The sequence below is a fragment of the Clostridium zeae genome (genome assembly GCF_017312485.1).
GTDB lineage: Bacteria > Bacillota > Clostridia > Clostridiales > Clostridiaceae > Clostridium_AR > Clostridium_AR zeae.
The window spans coordinates 1,165,802-1,184,221 of record NZ_BMBA01000002.1 but is presented as its reverse complement, the minus strand read 5'-3'; the positions used below and the strand labels follow the sequence as shown (position 1 = coordinate 1,184,221).

General features: G+C 31.1%; 14 protein-coding genes and 1 other annotated feature (1 of these 15 running past the window's edge). Of the genes, 13 read left to right on the top strand and 1 reads right to left on the bottom strand.

Translation table 11 applies throughout. The features are described 5' to 3' along the window. Positions 1-229: a binding site (T-box leader), on the bottom strand (it extends 35 nt beyond the left edge of the window). 357 nt (positions 230-586) lie between these two features. The 11 genes from J3477_RS14490 (at position 587) to J3477_RS14440 (ending at position 13,670) form a co-directional block, all read left to right on the top strand. Further along, on the top strand, positions 587-2,005 hold the full coding sequence (locus tag J3477_RS14490; RefSeq protein WP_206870653.1) for a glycoside hydrolase family 1 protein: 1,419 nt from the start codon (positions 587-589) through the stop codon (positions 2,003-2,005). Between the two features lie 363 nt (positions 2,006-2,368). Then, the gene (locus J3477_RS14485) at positions 2,369-4,417 is read left to right on the top strand and encodes a methyl-accepting chemotaxis protein (RefSeq protein ID WP_228731283.1); all 2,049 of its coding nucleotides are present in this window, start codon (positions 2,369-2,371) and stop codon (positions 4,415-4,417) included. Between the two features lie 207 nt (positions 4,418-4,624). Further along, positions 4,625-5,590, top strand: a complete 966-nt coding sequence (locus tag J3477_RS14480; protein WP_206870652.1) for a tRNA dihydrouridine synthase — start codon at positions 4,625-4,627, stop codon at positions 5,588-5,590. 31 nt (positions 5,591-5,621) lie between these two features. Then, positions 5,622-6,542 carry an exonuclease domain-containing protein gene (locus J3477_RS14475; RefSeq protein ID WP_206870651.1) on the top strand — a complete coding sequence of 307 codons (921 nt, stop codon included), beginning with the start codon at positions 5,622-5,624 and terminating at the stop codon, positions 6,540-6,542. Positions 6,543-6,847: 305 nt separating this feature from the next. Beyond that, the gene (locus tag J3477_RS14470; protein WP_206870650.1) at positions 6,848-7,894 is read left to right on the top strand and encodes an FAD:protein FMN transferase; all 1,047 of its coding nucleotides are present in this window, start codon (positions 6,848-6,850) and stop codon (positions 7,892-7,894) included. A gap of 72 nt (positions 7,895-7,966) precedes the next feature. Beyond that, positions 7,967-8,905: a 1,4-dihydroxy-2-naphthoate polyprenyltransferase gene (gene menA / locus J3477_RS14465; RefSeq protein WP_206870649.1), complete on the top strand. Its 939-nt coding sequence runs from the start codon at positions 7,967-7,969 to the stop codon at positions 8,903-8,905. A gap of 259 nt (positions 8,906-9,164) precedes the next feature. Continuing rightward, the gene (locus J3477_RS14460) at positions 9,165-11,021 is read left to right on the top strand and encodes an FAD-dependent oxidoreductase (RefSeq protein WP_209016908.1); all 1,857 of its coding nucleotides are present in this window, start codon (positions 9,165-9,167) and stop codon (positions 11,019-11,021) included. A gap of 63 nt (positions 11,022-11,084) precedes the next feature. Beyond that, a complete protein-coding gene (locus J3477_RS14455; protein WP_228731282.1) occupies positions 11,085-11,465 on the top strand; it encodes a NusG domain II-containing protein in 381 nt (126 codons plus the stop codon). 10 nt (positions 11,466-11,475) lie between these two features. Beyond that, the gene (locus J3477_RS14450; protein ID WP_206870647.1) at positions 11,476-12,006 is read left to right on the top strand and encodes a Gx transporter family protein; all 531 of its coding nucleotides are present in this window, start codon (positions 11,476-11,478) and stop codon (positions 12,004-12,006) included. A gap of 4 nt (positions 12,007-12,010) precedes the next feature. Continuing rightward, entirely contained in the window at positions 12,011-12,976 is a 966-nt protein-coding gene (locus J3477_RS14445) for a polyprenyl synthetase family protein (protein ID WP_206870646.1), read from the top strand. Between the two features lie 136 nt (positions 12,977-13,112). Next, positions 13,113-13,670 carry a hypothetical protein gene (locus tag J3477_RS14440; RefSeq protein ID WP_206870645.1) on the top strand — a complete coding sequence of 186 codons (558 nt, stop codon included), beginning with the start codon at positions 13,113-13,115 and terminating at the stop codon, positions 13,668-13,670. 81 nt (positions 13,671-13,751) lie between these two features. Here J3477_RS14440 and J3477_RS14435 read toward each other — a convergent pair whose 3' ends face one another. Further along, positions 13,752-14,645 carry a helix-turn-helix domain-containing protein gene (locus J3477_RS14435; protein WP_206870644.1) on the bottom strand — a complete coding sequence of 298 codons (894 nt, stop codon included), beginning with the start codon at positions 14,643-14,645 and terminating at the stop codon, positions 13,752-13,754. Between the two features lie 220 nt (positions 14,646-14,865). Between J3477_RS14435 and J3477_RS14430 the strand changes: the two genes are divergently transcribed. Together J3477_RS14430 and J3477_RS14425 are read left to right on the top strand one after the other, a co-directional pair. After that, positions 14,866-17,133 (top strand): glycoside hydrolase family 127 protein, encoded by a 2,268-nt coding sequence (locus J3477_RS14430; protein WP_206870643.1) that lies wholly within the window; start codon positions 14,866-14,868, stop codon positions 17,131-17,133. 378 nt (positions 17,134-17,511) lie between these two features. Then, on the top strand, positions 17,512-18,420 hold the full coding sequence (locus tag J3477_RS14425; protein WP_206870642.1) for a 4Fe-4S binding protein: 909 nt from the start codon (positions 17,512-17,514) through the stop codon (positions 18,418-18,420).

Below are 18,420 nucleotides of genomic sequence, written 5' to 3'. Positions count from 1 at the left end.
CCTAAATTAGCTTAAAAAGCTCCCTTATAATCAGTACAGAATGATAAATAAAAATAATTCGATACTGTCCAAGCTGTAACGGTTTGGCTCCGTCCAAGACTACTCTTTAAAAAAATTTCGTTTGGAAGCTCCGGGATGTTCTTCATTATTTGCTTCGTACCAGTCTCTCACCACCACTGATTCGCTTTGACTACCTCATAATAACTACTCTTCCCATCAAGGCTTTTATATTAATTATTTGAAACTTAACTTTGAATTTATTTCATTTTACTTCGTATTTTATAATCAGTCAATAGGTTTATGAAATATTTTTTGAAATAAAAATCAGTTTTTTAGCTATTGAATTAATTTTAAATCAATTATAAAACCATAGTTCTTTCAGTAAAATAAAGCTTTTTATCTATATAGCTTTATTGTCGTTGAACTGTATTGATACAGTTTTCGATTGTAGTGTTTGTGTTATTGAAGAATAAATCTTAAAATTATAAATAGAAATATAAATTTAATTATCAAGTGATTCAGTTATAAGATAAACATTAAGGTTAAAAGCCTTTAAATAAAAATAAATTGTAAAGGAGTATGACAAATGTTACATAAAAAATTAAAATCTTTTCCAACAGATTTTCTTTGGGGAGCATCAACATCTGCTTATCAAGTAGAGGGGGCTAACTTAATTGATGGTAAGGGACCTTCTTGCCAAGATATTAAAAAAGTACCAGAAGGAACTTCAGAATTAGATGTCTGTGCTGATCAATATCATCGCTATAAAGAAGATGTTGCTTTAATGGCTGAAATGGGATTTAAGGTTTATAGATTTTCTATCTCGTGGTCAAGGTTGATTCCAGAAGGAACAGGAGAAGTAAACCCTAAGGGAGTTGAATACTACAATAATTTAATTGATGAATGTTTGAAATACAATATAATTCCTTTAGTTACAATGTTTCATTTTGATATGCCAGCAGCATTAGATAAGCGTGGTGGTTGGTCAAAAAGAGAATCAATTGACTGGTTTGTAAACTTTGCAAAAGTTATGTATGAGAACTTTGGTGATAGGGTTAAGTATTGGTTAACTATTAATGAGCAAAATGTATTAACATTAATGGGTGATGTTATTGGTACTACGATGATACCAGAAGGTTGTACAAATATACGTAAAGAGATTTATCAACAAAACCATCATATGTTAGTTGCTCAAGCAAAAGCTATGGCATTATGTCATGAAATGATTCCTGATGCTAAAATTGGACCTGCACCAAATATATCATTAGTTTACCCAGCTAGCTGTAAGCCAGAAGACAATTTAGCTGCCCAAAATTTAAATGCAATTCGTAACTGGTTATATTTAGATATGGCTGTATATGGAAAATACAATAGTCTAGTTTGGTCATACTTAGAAGATATTGATGCTGTACCAGAGATTCAAGAAGGGGATATGGAGATTCTTTCTTCAGGAAAACCAGATTTTATCGGATTTAACTATTACAATACTGCTACAGTGCAAGCGAACAATATGGAAATTACTGTGGATGGTAAAAAGGATCAGCAGAAAGCTATGGATGAACCAGGAGTATTTAAAGGCTTTAAAAATCCTAATTTGTTAACTACCCAATTTGGATGGGAGATAGATCCAGAAGGATTTAGAGCTACAATGCGTGAAATATATTCAAGATATAGATTACCATTAATAGTAACTGAAAATGGTTTAGGCGCTTATGATAAGTTGGAAGAAGATGGTTCAATTCACGATCCATATCGTATTGAATATTTAAGAAAACATATTGAACAGCTTCATTTAGCTATAACAGATGGAGTAGAGATGATGGGGTATTGCCCATGGTCTGCTATTGATTTGATTTCAACTCATGAAGGTATGGTTAAACGTTATGGATTCATTTATGTTGATAGAGAAGAATTTGATTTAAAAACACTTAATCGTTATCGTAAAGACTCTTTCTATTGGTATAAGAAAGTTATTGCTACTAATGGAGACGATTTAAAGGATTAATAGAGAACGTTATACAGTTGTTTTTAAAAGTAAACACATAATGATAATTTTTAAGCCCCTAGAAAGAAATTTCTAGGGGTTTTCCTTTTTAACTCACTTGAATTGTTATTTGATTCTTTAGTTTGTCGAATTATCCTCGATAATACTAAAGGGTTCCATTACGAAAACTTAATTTATACTTATTTGAAAATCAGAAGTTTTTAGAGATGTATAAATTAATAGTTGAGTAGGAACTCTATAAAGGTTTACCACTTCAATAGAAAACTATTTTTAAGACTCTCACGAATTGTAGTGAGAAGATTTTAAAATACAAATTTTATTATGAAGTGATGATCTATATATAATCTTACGGAGGCAAATTTGATGAAAATTAAAACTATCAAGAAAAAACTTATACTAACCTTTATATTGATAATATTAGTGCCTATGTGTACTACCGGTATTATTTCTAATGTTATACTTTATAATAATCTTAAAGCTTCTTATGTTAGCTCCATAGAAAAATCAGTAACAGGTGTAAATAATGTTATAGATGAAAGCTATAATGGCTATGAAGCTTCGTTATCCCAAATTACAGAAAATTCTGTTGTAAAGGCTGCTCTTTTAAATCCTGGTGGAACCTCAGTGAAAAAAGAGCTTACAGGAGTAATTAATAGCAATCCTAAAATTCTAAATGCTTATGTTGCAACTGAAGATAAAGGAATGTATATATTCCCTGAGACTAAGCTTCCAGAAGGGTACAATCCTACGGAAAAATCTTGGTATAAGGATACAATGTCAAATGATATGATACTTTGGCAGGATGCTTATAAGGATGTGGCAACTGGTAAGATTGTAGTAACAGCTACAAAAAAGGTATTAGATGATTCAGGGAAAGCTGTAGGAGTTGCTGGAATAGATATTGATATAACTAATATAGCACTACTGTTTAAGAGTACTACAATTGAAAAAACAGGTGAAATATTGCTGTTAGATAGAACAGGAATAGTGTTAGCCACTAAGAATAAAGATTTATTAGGAAAAAACTTAAACCCTGATAGAGTGAATACAAATGCAGATACTAAAGATCAGAAAATAGAAGACGCTTTTAGTGATAAAACTGAAATGTCTTGGATGAAACCATTATTAGAAGGTAAGTCTAATTTTGTTCAAGTTAAGTTTAATGGAACAAATAAATTTATCTATTATATAAGTAATGAAAAGTCTGGTTGGAAGCTGATGGGGATGATGGACACAAGTGAAGTATACTCAAAAGTACTGTCTAATGTACTAATATTGGGTGGATTCTTTGTTTTATTTATTTTAGCTGCTTTGATGGTCGGATTATGGATTTCTAAGAGCTTAACAAAACCGATTAATCATTTAAAAGAAGCTATGAAAAAAGGTGAAGCTGGTGATTTGACTGTAGTAACAAACATAAATAGTTCTGATGAACTTGGTGAACTAGGTAGTAGATTTTCTAATATGATTAGTAGTGTTAAAAATCTAGTTATGTCAGTGAAAGATTCTGCTGATAATGTATTAAGTTTTTCAGAGGATTTAACTAAACGAGCAGAAGAGGTTACATGTTCTTCAGAAGAAATAGCGAGAGTTATTGACGAAATTTCGAAAGGTGTTCAAGAACAAGCCTATGAAGTAGACAAAGCATCTGAAATTGCAACGGAGTTTAATAACAACTTATCTAAAATTAAAGATTATAATAATAAAATAAATATAGAAAGCAAAGAGATGGAGGCTAGTAGCGAAAAGACAATGGTCGCGTTTAAAGAGCTTAAAACAAAAAATGAAAGCACTATAAACGGAGTTTCTCAAATTTCCGAAAGTATCGGAGTTTTAGTGAAGGAGACTGAAGATATTGGGCAAATATTGAGCACAATACTAAATATCTCATCTCAAACTAACTTACTGGCTTTAAATGCTGCTATAGAAGCTGCAAGAGCAGGGGAATCTGGAAAAGGTTTTGCGGTAGTTGCTGATGAAGTTAGAATACTTGCAGAACAGTCTGGTGAATCTGCTGTAAATATAAGAAATATAATAACTAGAGTTATAGAAACTACTAAAACCGCTGCGGTGAGTATGGACAATATTAAAGCAGATGTGGAAAATCAAAACTCTGCAATGTCTGCTACAGAGGTAAGTTTTGTTAGTTTAAGTGAATCCATTGAAAGCATAATAGAAAAAATTACTTCAATGAATGAAAGTATAGAATTAATGTTAACTAACAGTGGTATACTTACATCAAATATACATAACATTTCCTTCGTATCTGAGCAGTCAGCAGCTGCGGCTGAAGAAGTTAATGCTAGCGTATCTAACCAATTAAATGATATGCAAAACGTAAAAGCGCAAGCAGATGAGCTTTATAATCTAGCTCAAGCATTAGAGACGCTTATAGAAAAGTTTCAGGTTTAGTTATTAAATTAATAGTACTTGGTTTCTACCAAAAATCCGCGATAGAAATATCGTGGATTTTTACTGTATAATAAATCATAAAAAAATGTGAATATAGTCGCTTTAGTAGCTTTTTTAATTTATAATTAAAAAGATTTATAAAGGACAATATTATAAAATTAGTATCGGTCACAAAATAAATATAATATTTATATGAGGAGTTATTAAATGAAATACTACTTAGCACCAATGGAAGGAATTACTGGGTACATATATAGAAATACTTATGAAAAGCTTTTTCATAATATCGATAAGTATTTTACACCATTTATTGTTGCAAATAAGGGGTTAAGTCTTAAAACTAGAGAATTAAGGGATGTATTACCTGAAAATAATAAAGGAATGAACATAGTTCCTCAAATACTTACTAACGATTCAGAAGCTTTTATTAATACTACTAAAAAACTACAACAGTTTGGGTATAATGAAGTTAATTTAAACTTAGGCTGTCCTGCTGGAACAGTGGTGAAAAAAAATAGAGGTTCAGGATTTTTAGCTATAAGAGAAGAGCTTGATATATTTTTAAGTGAAATATACAAAATGGATGATATAAAAATTTCTATAAAAACTAGGATAGGAAAAGATACTCCAGAAGAATTTTATGAGTTAATAAAAATCTACAATAAATATCCTATAGAAGAATTAATTATTCATCCAAGAACGCAAAAGGATTTTTATGGCAATAAACCTAATCTAGAGGTGTTTAGAGATGCTTTGGCTTTAAGTACTAATCCAGTATGCTACAATGGTGATATTTTTACTGTTGATGACTACAATAGGATAACAGAAGCTTTTCCAGAAGTGAAAACAGTAATGCTTGGAAGAGGTATACTTGCTAATCCAGGATTAATGGATTTGATAAGAAATGAAACCAAGACAGATAAAAAAGTATTGAAAGATTTTCATGATGAAATTTTTAAGCAATACATAGAGTTATTTAATGAAGATAGGAATGCAATGTTTAGAATGAAAGAACTCTGGGGATATATGAGCCATATATTCACCGATAATAAGAAATATATTAAAAGAATAAGAAAGTCAGAAAAGTTAAGTAATTATAATGAAGCTGTGTTAAGTTTGTTTGAAGAGCAGGATATTATAGAAGGAGCTGGATTATTTTATAATCAAGATTAAAAAGTATTATAAAAAGATCAAATTAAGAAAAATGAATTTTATAGCTATAGATTTTGAGACCGCAAATGAAAAGAGAAATAGCCCATGCTCAATTGGTGTTGTAGTCGTTGAAAATGGGCATGTTGTAGAAAAAGTACATCATTTAATAAGGCCTAAAGAAATGAGATTTATGCCAATTAATATTGGAATTCATGGGATAAGACCAAGTATGGTTGAGAATGAACCAGAGTTTGATGAGGTATGGCAAAAAATAGAGCATCATTTTGATGGGAACTTAGTAATAGCACACAATGCCTCTTTTGATATATCTGTTTTAAGAAATAGCGCAGAGCTTTATGGCATTGAGCTTCCAAGTTTTAAGTATATGTGTACTATGAAGCTTTCCAAGAACTTTTATAAAGAAATTGAAAATGCAAGATTAAATACAGTTAATGATTTTTTAGGATATGAGTTTAAGCACCATGATGCACTATACGATGCTCTTGCGTGCACCAATATATTGCTCAATATATCGGAAGAATTAAACTGCAAAGATATTAATGAAATATCTAAATTAATAGGAGTAACTATTGGAACTGTTGATAACAAAGGATATAGTCCTTCATCTACTAAAACAAAAGTTTTTAAAACCTCTAATAGAACTGGTCAATCTAAGAGGAAAAATAAATTTGAAAATTTAGATAGAGATCTGTTTAAAAATGAACTGGTTGTATTTACTGGGAAATTAATTTCTATGACTAGAGATGAAGCAATGAAATTAGTCAAAAAGCTTGGGGGGGCAACGGGAAGTTCAGTTACTAAAAATACAACGATTTTAGTAACTAATATGAAAGATATAAAAGCCTTACGTAGAGAAGAAATGAGTATTAAGCTAAAAAAAGCAATAGATTTAAATACAAAAGGTCAGGATATAAAATTTTTAAATGAAGAAGAATTTTTAAAGCTAAGATAGTTAAATGAAAATTGTTACATTTGTAAAAAGATAATAAATTATAAAAAATGAAGCACTGGTAGTTAGATATCAGTGCATTTTTTTGATATTTTTATGATATAATTTAAATAAAGATAAAAAATTAACAATTTTGTAATAAGTACTTGCGCTAATATGGTTCTTGTTACATAATTAAAGTAGATAAACTTTTAATACAATAGTACGTAATAAGGGTTTATATATTGGCGCGTTTTTAGCCAATATTAATGATGTAACACAAGTTTCAGCAGCAATATTGATGTCAATATGTTTTTGGAGGACAACAGATGATAAAAAAGATATTAGCTATTGGTTTGAGCATGCTTTTAATCATATCAATGGTTTCTTGTTCAAAAAAAGATGAAAAAGTTGATAAATATGCTACTAAAATGGACACTATTATGCATTTAACAGCTTATGGTCCTAATGCTAGCAAAGCAATAGATGAAGCTTTTAAAAGAGTTGATGAAATAGAAAAGATAGCAAGCAGCTCAATAGATACCAGTGATGTAAGTAAAATTAATGAAGCTGCAGGTAAAGAATATGTCAAGGTGCATCCTGAGATTGTTAAGATTATAAAAACTTCAATTGAGTATTCTAAGATAAGCAATGGAGCTTTTGATATAACTGTAAGTCCACTTATAAAACTGTGGGGGATTGGTACAGACGAAGAGAGAGTTCCAGCAGATTCTGAAATTAAGGATAAATTAGCACTTGTGGGATATAAAAATATCAGCATTAATGAAGCTGACAATAGTGTTAAGCTTATGAAAGCTGGGATGGCTATAGATCTTGGAGGGGTTGCCAAAGGATTTACAGCAGATGAGATTGTAAAGGTATTTAAAAAATATGGCGTTAATAGCGCTATTATAAATCTTGGTGGTAGTTCCATATATACGCTTGGAGAAAAACCAGATAAAACTCTTTGGTCTGTTGCGATTCAAAACCCAAGGAAAGAAAAAAATGAAGGCAATATTGGTATTGTTAAACTAAATCAAGGCGCACTTTCTACCTCTGGAGATTATCAGAGATTTTTTATAAAGGATGGTAAGCGATATCACCACATATTAGATCCCTTCACTGGATATCCAGCAGATGCAGGGGTTATGAGTGATACCATACGTATTGACAGTAGTATTCCTGATTGCAATATGCTTGCAGATATCCTTACAAAGGTCACTTTTGTAAGTGGTATAGAAAAAGGAATGAAAATCATTGATAGTATAGAAGGAATCTCCTGTATGGCCGTAACTACAGATTTTAAGATATACAAATCTTCTAAGTGGGATACCAAAATAGAAGATCTAAGTACTGATTTTAAGCTTGCAAACTAATTAGCTTATATACAGAACAAAACAAATTTTTTGAATTTGTGAAATACAATTACGATGAAATGAGTGATATATTTGTCAATCAGTAAATTTTTTGAGTTAGTGGAGATAAAAACTAAACTAGCAAGCATGATTCCATTTTCTCTAGGGTCAGCCTACGCTATTTATAGATATAAAAGCTTTGACTTAAAGAATTTTATAATAATGTTTATTTCATTGATTTGCTTCGATATGGCTACTACAGCTATTAATAACTATATTGATCATACAAAAGCAAAAGACAATGGAGGCAATAATAGCTTAATTACTAAATATGGAGTAAATAAATCAAAAGTATTATTTATAATATTTACATTATTAGTAATTGCTACTACAGCTGGAGTTATGCTTACTTTGAATACAAACATTATAGTTTTACTAATAGGCATTATTTCCTTTATAGTAGGAATATTTTATACTTTCGGGCCTATTCCAATTTCCAGAATGCCTTTAGGTGAAGTATTCTCTGGATTTTTTATGGGGTTTATAATTATATTCTTGTCAGTGTATATTCATATTTTTGACACTAATATAATATCATTTACATATCAAAACAATATTTTAAGTGTTGGCATCAATTTAATAGAAATCGTTTGGATATTTTTGTTTTCTATACCAGCTATGGGAGGCATAGCAAACATAATGCTTGCAAATAACATTTGTGATGTAGAAGAGGATATTCAAAATAATAGATTTACTCTACCTTATTATATAGGAAGACCGATGGCTTTGAAGCTTTTTAAGCTATTATATTATATTGGATACGTGAATATAGTTTTACTTGTAGTATTAAAGGTAATTCCATTGGCTTCATTATTTATGCTAATAACATTAATTAAAGTAAATAAAAATATTAAACTTTTCGAAGCTAAACCTATTAAAAATGAAAATTTTGTCGTATCAGTTAAAAATTTTTTATTGATAAATGGTTCACAAGCTATTATAATGATAATCATAGTAATGATATCAAAATAATATGGAAAAGTGTGTGGAAGTATGTGAAAATGTGTGAAAATAAGTGTGAAACTGATTTCATGATAAAATATACTTAATTATAAATAGAAATAAAAATCTTTTATCAATAAAAGATTATAATATAAATTATTTAAATTAACCATAGTAACAATATAAACTCTGAAGGGCTTAGATTTGAAAACCTTTTCTGTAGGTGAGATAACATATTTTAATGATTCTAGAGTTTTGATGAGTAAAAATAAATAATACGGGGTGGTAAATGGTGTCAAAAAAGAATATTGTAATTTTAGGAGCAGGTTATGGCGGTGTACAAGCTGCAAAAATTTTAAGTAAGAAATATAAAAAAAATAATGATGTAGAAATCACACTAATTGACAGAAATCCGATCCATACTCTAATGACTGAGTTGCATGAAGTAGCTGGTGGAAGAGTAGAACCTGATTCAGTACAAGTTGATTTAAGAAAGATATTTTATAAGACTAAGGTTAATATTATCACTGAAGAAGTAAAAACTGTGGATGTAAACAAACAAGTTTTAACTACAGACTTTAGCGAATATAAATATGATTATTTAATATTAGGTACAGGTAGTGAGCCAGCTTACTTTGGAGTACCAGGAGTTAAGGAAAATGGATTTTCTCTTTGGTCATTAGAGGACGCTCTTAAGATAAGACATCACATTGAAGAGATGTTCAAGCTTGCTAGCAGAGAAAGAAATGCTCAAAAAAGACAAGCAATGCTTACTTTTGCTGTTGCAGGTGCTGGTTTTACTGGTATTGAGATGCTTGGTGAACTTATGGAGTGGAAAAAGAAGCTTTGTAGGGAATACAATGTAGATGTAAATGATGTTAAATTAATGGTTATCGAAGCATTAGGAAGTATCCTTAACATATTAGATGACAAAATGGCATTAAAAGCAGAAAATTACATGCTTAAACATAAGGTTGAAATATTAAAGAATTCTGCTATCACAGGAGTTACTCCAGATGAAGTAAGTCTTAAGGATGGAAGAAAGATATCAACAAGAACATTGATTTGGACTTGTGGAGTACAAGGAAATTCTTTTGCTAAGGAATTTGGACTAACTCTAAACAATAGAGGAAGAGTAACTACTAATGAATTTATGCAATCAGTTGATAAAGAGAATGTTTTTGTTGTAGGGGATGCAGCTTTCTTAGAAGAAAACTCAAAGCCATTACCTCAAATAGTTGAAGCAGCTCTTCAAACAGCTGAAACTGTATCACATAACATTATAGCTGATATTGAAAATAAAGAGAAAAAAGCATTTAAATCAAATTATCATGGTTTCATGGTTTCAATTGGTGGAAGATATGCAGTTGCAGATGTAGGTGGAATGAAATTAACAGGATTCCTTGCTACAGCGATGAAGCATGTAGTAAACTTACACTATTTATTTGGTGTTGGTGGATTCTACTTGATATTCAGATACTTATTCCATGAATTCTTTGATATTAAAGAAAGACGTTCAATATTAGGCGGGCATGCGTCAGCTAAATCTCCATCATTTTGGTTAATTCCTTTAAGATTATATATAGGTTCAATGTGGGTACTTGAAGCGTTAAAGAAATTAGTTGGTGAACAAACTTGGGCAAATGCTTCAGGCTTTGGTAAAATAACTTCTGGTCTTGGTTCAGACAGCTGGTTTAGAAATGGAAATATTAAGTTGCCTTTTGATTGGTTATTAGATGGTACTGCAAGTGCTTCTGCTACAACAGAAGGAGCAACTACTCAAGTTACACCTATACTAAGCAGCATGCCAGGATTTTTCAAAGCAATCATGAAAATTATGATACCAAATCCAGATGTAGCTATTTGGTTCCAAAGAATTGTTGTTTTAACAGAACTTGCTATAGGTTTATGCCTTCTTGCTGGATTATTTACTTGGCTTGCAAGTGCAGCTTCAGCGTTCTTAACAGTTAACTTTGTTTTATCAGCAATGGCTGGATATGACATACTTTGGTTCTTCTTTGGTGGTATAGCACTTATGGCTGGTGCAGGAAAATCTGCTGGACTTGACTACTATGTAATGCCATGGCTTGGTAAAGTTTTAGGAAACTTCTGGCTTGGAAAACAAAAGCCAATATATAAAGATTAAACCTCAGTATATAATAATGGAACCTCGGATAAACTTTAAAAAAGGTGTTGAAAAGAGGCAATAATGAAAAAATGGGATGTAATCATAATAGTTGCACTAATTATAATCTCATTCATTCCTGAAGGAGTTATGTTTGTTAAGAACATTAACAAGCATGACAGCTTATATGTAGAGGTATATTCACAGGGGAAGTTATTTAAAAAACTTCCTCTGGAAAAAAAATCTGAGAAGGTATCCTTTACTGTAAAGAATGAAGTAGGAGAAAATATAGTTGAAATAACTGATGGGCAAGTAAAAATCACTGATGCAGACTGTTATGACAAAATATGCGTGAAAGCTCATGCTATCAGCAAACCAGGTGAATCTATAATATGTTTACCACATAAGGTAGTTGTGAGAGTAATCGGTGAAGGAGAACAGGAGACGGATGAACAATCCTTTTGAGGTGATTTAAATGAAAAAGACTCGAAAGATGGTATTCTTATCATTGCTTGTATCACAGGCACTGGTACTTCATATAGTTGAATCCATGATACCAGTACCCTTTATAACTCCTGGAGCAAAACTTGGTTTAGCTAATATTGTGACTGTTGTATCACTATATTCCTTTGGTGAAATCGAAACTCTACTAGTTATTATAGTTAGACTATTCCTTGCATCAATGTTTGGTGGAAGTATATCAAGTCTACTATATAGCATCGCTGGCTCATTGTTTAGTTTTATTATAATGGTATTGATAAAGCGAATAGGTAAAAATAATGTGAGTTTAATAGGTGTTAGCGCCGCAGGGTCAGTTTTTCATAATATAGGTCAAATTACAATGGCTGCATTGATAGTTCAGAATGTGAATATAAGTTTATATCTTCCCGTTTTAACAATAGCAGGAATAGGTACGGGGTTTTTTGTTGGTTTAACTGCGAGATATACATTAAATCATCTCAACAGACTAAACGCAACTACTAAACTATTTGACGATAAAGGGTGATTACATGGATAAGTTTTGGAATGAGTATCCAGTGGTGAAAGATGATTTAGAAGAAGTCATTAAAATAATGAAAAAAAATATTAAGTGCAAAGAAAAACTTGTTGAAAATGCAATTATAGAGCTTATAAATTCCGGTGGCAAGCTTCTTAGACCAGCATTTTTGATTATTTCAGCACGATTTGGTGAGTTTAATAAAGATGAGATTTATCCTTTAGCAGCTGTACTTGAAATGCTTCATATGGCTACTTTGGTTCATGATGATATAGTAGATGACTCCAAGCTTAGGAGAGGAACAGAAACAATACAGTCTAAGTATGGGAAAGACTATGCAGTATACATAGGAGACTTTTTATTCTGTAGATGTTTTAAAATTCTATCTGAACACTCTACATTAATGAGTATTAAAGCAGACTCAAATGTTATGTCTAGAATTTGCATGGGAGAGATAGAACAATTCTCTTCTAAATACAACAAGCAGGTGTCTGTAAAGAGATATTTAAAGAGAATATCTTCAAAGACTGCAGAGCTTTTTTCTTTAAGCTTCTACAGTGGAGCTACTGCTAGTGGATGTGAGAATAAGCTTGCTAGAAAGCTTTCTGACATCGGACATAATATAGGAATGGCTTTTCAGATAATTGATGATATTTTGGATTATACAGGTAATGAAGAGATAGTTGGAAAATCTATTGGTACTGATATAAAACAAGGTCTTTATACCTTGCCTCTAATATATGTACTTGAGAAAAAGAATCCTGAGTTATCTTCAATTCTTGATAAGGAATATCTTGAAGAAAAGGATCTAAGACAAATTGCTGATATAGTAAAAAACTATGGAGGAATTGATAAATCGAGAGCATTAGCTGAAAGATATACTAACAGAGCTTTTAATCTAATTAATACTCTACCAGAAGGTGAAAATAAAAATATCTTATTAAAAACAACTGAAAAGTTATTAGTAAGATTTTATTAAATAAAGATTTTAATTTCTAAAATAATATTAAAGTGATTTATTGCTTATAATAATAAGGATAAATTGTGATGTCTCGATGTCACTTTATCTATTATATTATAATAAATTTAAAAACAATTTAAGGGGGATTTTTTTTATGAAAATCAAAGCATTATTATTATCAACTGTTATGGCAGCAGCACTATTAGCTGGATGTGCTTCTAAGGAAGCTACAAAGGATACAGCTAAAGAACCAGCTAAGACTACTACAGATGCAGTAGCATCAGCATCAGTAACTGACAATGTTGACGTTTTTGCTAAAACAATAGGCAAGGATGGAAAATGGATCATCGCTGCTACTAAGGATTTAACAACTGATAAAGACTTAGTACTAGAAGGTGAATTCAAGAACGGTAAGAAAGATGCTGCAGGTAAAGAAACTTTACAAAGAAAGATAGCTCTTTACACTCAAGATGAGAACCATAAAGTAACAGCTAGATTTACATTAACAGCTCCAAAAATAACTATAAAGAGCCCAGTAGCTAGTATTCAACACGGAACTTTCAAAGGTGATGTATATGTTGAAACTAATGATTTCCAATTAGTTGATGCTACAGTTGATGGAAACATCTACTTCAAAGACGATGCTGCTAAAGCTGGATTCAAGATGGATGCTACTTCAAAAGTAACTGGTAAGCAAGAAGTAAAGAAGTAATTTTATAATCCTTAAATATAAAAAACGCTAACTTATAAAGAGAAAACGGTTAATCAATAGATTAACCGTTTTTTTTATTTTTTATATATTATTTATAAAAGTCATATTATAAGCATTTTTAAACTGTTTAGGGGTTAAGTTTTCTTGTTTTTTGAATAACTTTAGAAAATATTTTTCATCTATAAAACCTAATTCATGAGCAATTTCCTTTATATTTAGATTTGAATTGCATAGTAGTTGCTTTGCTTTAGATATTCTAAGGTAATTTATATATTGCTGCATGCTCATTCCCATTCTTTTTTTAAAATAACGAGCTAGATACTCTTTTGAAAAGTTAAACTCATGAGACACATTTTTCAAGGATATGTTTTGGGTTATATGAATCTTTATCCATTGTAACATTTCTGGCAACATATCGTCTGTATCAGGTTTATCAACAGAAGAATCAAAATTTAATATAACTTGTTCAGTAATCTCTATCAAAAGAGATGTGAGGCTGTAGTTCACACTATGTTTGGTATAATAGGCTGATTGTGATAGATGAAGCAGTTGTCTGAATAACACGTTTATCCTATCTAGATTTAAGCCTTTGCATATAGTAGGGATTAGTATGCTTGAATTCAAACCATTAAAATATGGATTGCTCTTAGCGATGGACACTTCAGACCTGGCATCAAAAGCGTTGTGAATTTTACAGTTGTCATTGCAAAAAAAATGAAGCCAATAGAAAGATGTTCCCTTATCAGAGTAATCATAGCCTTTATGTTTATGATCAGGCTCTAGCAATAAAAGATCTCCCTCCCCTAACTCATATTTTTCATCATCCTGCTGTATATACATAGTACCTTTATTCATTATAATAAGCTCGTAGTTATCAATAATTCTCTCCATATGTAACCATCTACTATCAGAGGTAAAGCTGCCACAATTTGAAAAAATTAGAGGATAACTAATATCTGCTTTAAGATATCTCATTGGTCAATATTCGCCACCTTTTGTTAATATAATCTACCGACATTGTCTTAATATTGTGTCATAGTAATATTGTACAAGATATATTTGAATGAGTAAAACTAATATAGTACACTTTTTGTTTTAATAAAATATTTTTTCTTTTATGCTAACAAAAAGCAGGAGAGAATAAATACTAGAAGAAAGCTTATTATTGATTTTTAAAGGGGGAATTAAGAGATTTATGGAAAAGGTAGAATTGTTAGATGGTATATTTAAAACTTCACAAGCTAAAGGAAAAGAATATCTTCTCTACTTAGACGCTGACAGACTTTTAGCACCTTGTTATGTAGCTATAGGAAAAATACCTAAGAAACCAAATTACGGAGGTTGGGAAGCAAAGCCAATAAGCGGTCATTCTTTAGGACACTTTTTGTCAGCTTTAGCTGCAATGTATGTTGCGGATAAGGATGAAAGATTAAATGATAAACTTAAGTATGCAGTATCTGAGCTTGCATATCTTCAAAGCTTAGATGATGAAGGCTACGTTAGTGGATTTGGTAAGGACTGCTTTAATAAAGTTTTTAGTGGAGAGTTTAATGTTACAAGATTTGAGCTTGGCGACAGCTGGGTTCCTTGGTATAGCATTCATAAGATTTTTGCTGGTCTTATAGATGCTTATGTTCTTACTGAAAATGAACAGGCACTTGTAGTTGTTAAAAAGCTCTCTTATTGGGCTAAGAAGGGCACGGACAATCTAACAGAAGAACAATTTGACAGGATGCTATACTGTGAACATGGTGGAATGTGTGAAGTCATGGCTAACCTTTATGAGATTACTAAAAATGAAGATTATTTAGATTTGGCCAAAAGATTCTATCATAAAGAAACCTTAATGCCTCTAACAGAAAATCATGATCAGTTGGAAGGAAAGCATGCTAACACTCAAATACCTAAAGTGATTGGTGCTTCAAGGCTTTATGAGCTTACAAAAGATGAAAAGTATAAAAATGCTGCAAAATACTTTTGGGATGTTGTTACTAAGAGTCGTTCCTATGCCATAGGAGGAAATAGTATAGATGAGCATTTTGGTAAACCAAATACAGAGAGATTAGGCGTTACAACAGCTGAAACTTGTAATACTTATAATATGTTAAAGCTTACAGAACATTTATATGCTTGGGAACATGATAGTGAATATATTGATTACTATGAGAATGCATTATACAATCATATACTTGCATCTCAAGATCCAGAATCAGGTATGAAAACTTACTTTGTATCAACTAAGCCAGGACATTTTAAAATTTACTGCTCGCCAGATGATTCCTTTTGGTGTTGTACTGGCACTGGGATGGAGAACCCAGGAAGGTATATAAGAAATATATATTATCGCGAAAAGGATAATTTGTTTGTTAATCTTTTTATTGCATCAAAACTTCGATTAGATGATAAAGGGATAGTGTTAAGACAAGAAACAAAATTCCCAGAAGAAGATAAAACGAAACTAGTATTTGAAGAAGCAGCTGAAGAGTTGATGACTATAAATATAAGAGTGCCTTATTGGGTGAATGATGAAGCTAAGGTTGTAGTAAATGGAAGTGAAGAATATTCAAAATCACATAATGGATATATAGCTATAGAAAGAAATTGGAAAAAAGGTGATGCAATAGATATATTTATGCAGATGAATGTACATGTTTATACTTCAAAGGATGACTCTCATAAAATTGCATTTATGTATGGACCATTAGTGCTCGCTGGAGCTCTTGGTAAGGAAAACTTTCCAGAAACTGATATTTTAGATGATCACTTAAAATTAAATCATTATCCAGGGATTGCAGTTCCAACATTAGTAACAGATAGAGTTGAAGAATGCATTAAGCCTGCTTATGGAAGTACCTTGACTTTTGAAACTGAAGCTATAGGTGAGCCGGGACATAAAAAGATTAAACTAATACCTTTTTACAATCTTCATCATCAAAGATATACGATTTATTGGACAAGTATGACTGCTGAGGAATATAAACACGCTGAATTAAGTAAGATGGATTTTGAAGAAATCATGGATAAGCTAACTATAGATTCAGTTAATCCAAATGAACAACAGCCAGAAATAGAGCATGGCATGAAATGTGAGAATTCAAACTCAGACTATTCTAGTGAAGTAGGAAAAGGCTGGCGTGAAGCCTTAGATGGAGGTTATTTCAGCTATGAGATGAAAGTGGAAGCTGCTAATGAAGTAAACTTAGTTGTAACCTACTATGGAGAGGATAAAGAATGCTTTATTGATGGTAAACGATATATCAGAGAGTTTAGTATTTATGTAGATGGAGTTTTAATAGCAGAAGAATTGTTAAATGCTAGTGAACCACGATCTCTATTTAATAAGTTCTATACAATTCCTAAGGAGCTGACTGAAGGAAAAGCTAAAGTTGAAGTGAAATTTGTTTCAGATAAAGAAAAAATAGCAGGAAGAGTATTTGAAGTAAGGATTATAAATAAAAATTAAGTTTAGAATGAAATTTTTTTATTATATCATTCATTTAAAGAGGATAGCTCTAATAAGAATTATACAATATAATATTGCAGTATTAACATGTGAAAACAACAAAAATCTAGTAATTGGATTTTTGTTGTTTTTTATTACAGAGGATTATTAGAGAATTTTAAATTTATGATTTTAGACTGAAGTGATTCATCTTTATGTATGCTTTTTAATATGTGAAAGATACTTAGTACAAGTATGATTAAACTTATATGTAATATTAGGTTAATAAGTTAAAAGTATTGACATTAAGTATAAATATTGGTAATATAATTTAAATATTCATACTAAATATATAAGAATAGTATGAATAAGCAATAAATAAAGAGGTTGGGGCTAAAAATGAATATTGAAAATTTTATTAGAAAATTTCAAGTGCCAGAAGCGGCACGGCCTTTCGTCGATAAAATATTTACGAAAGAAGAAATTGATTTTGTTGACAGAATGGACAAAGAGGTATTTACACTCCAGGATGCTAAAGAAATTATAGGAGGGAATGCAGCAGCTTTCATACAAAATAGTTATAGAAGAGGTGTTGTTTCTTTAATAGACGAATTAACTAACAAATACAAGATAGCTAATTTTTATAGTAGGTTAGATATTTTTGCTGTATCTGAACAGGAGGTTTATAGAAGCATACCAAAAGAAGGTCAAACAGCAATGGATGATTGGTATTTTGATGCTTATTATAATGGATTAAATCCTGATAAAAATACAAGACCTACGGAGGACGAAATATTACCACTTGATAAGGTGTTAGAGTTTATTGATGAGCAAGATAGGCCTGTATATTTAAATTATTGTGATTGTAGAAGCCTTAGAGGAGACTGTGGTAAACCTACTCAAACCTGCATTACTTACAGAGATGGAATAAATACTTTTGCACATAGAGGCATATCTGAAAAAATCGATAAGGAAAGAGCTAAGAAAATTGTAATAGATACTGACAAAAAAGGACTTATGCATACTGTTAATCCTAATGGTATTTGTAATTGTTGCGGGGAGTGTTGTTATTTGTTTAGAAGTCAAACTCAAAGAGGTAGTGTTGGTTTTTGGCCAAAAACAAAGCAAATCATTAAGCTTGATGAAGAAAGGTGCATAGCTTGTGGAGCTTGCATAAAAAGATGCCATTTTGATGTATTTAGTAAAAATGATGGTTATATAATTGCTGATATTTCAAAGTGTGTAGGCTGCGGTATTTGTGCAAATACCTGTCCCACAAAATCACTGAGTTTAGAAGCGAGGGGATAA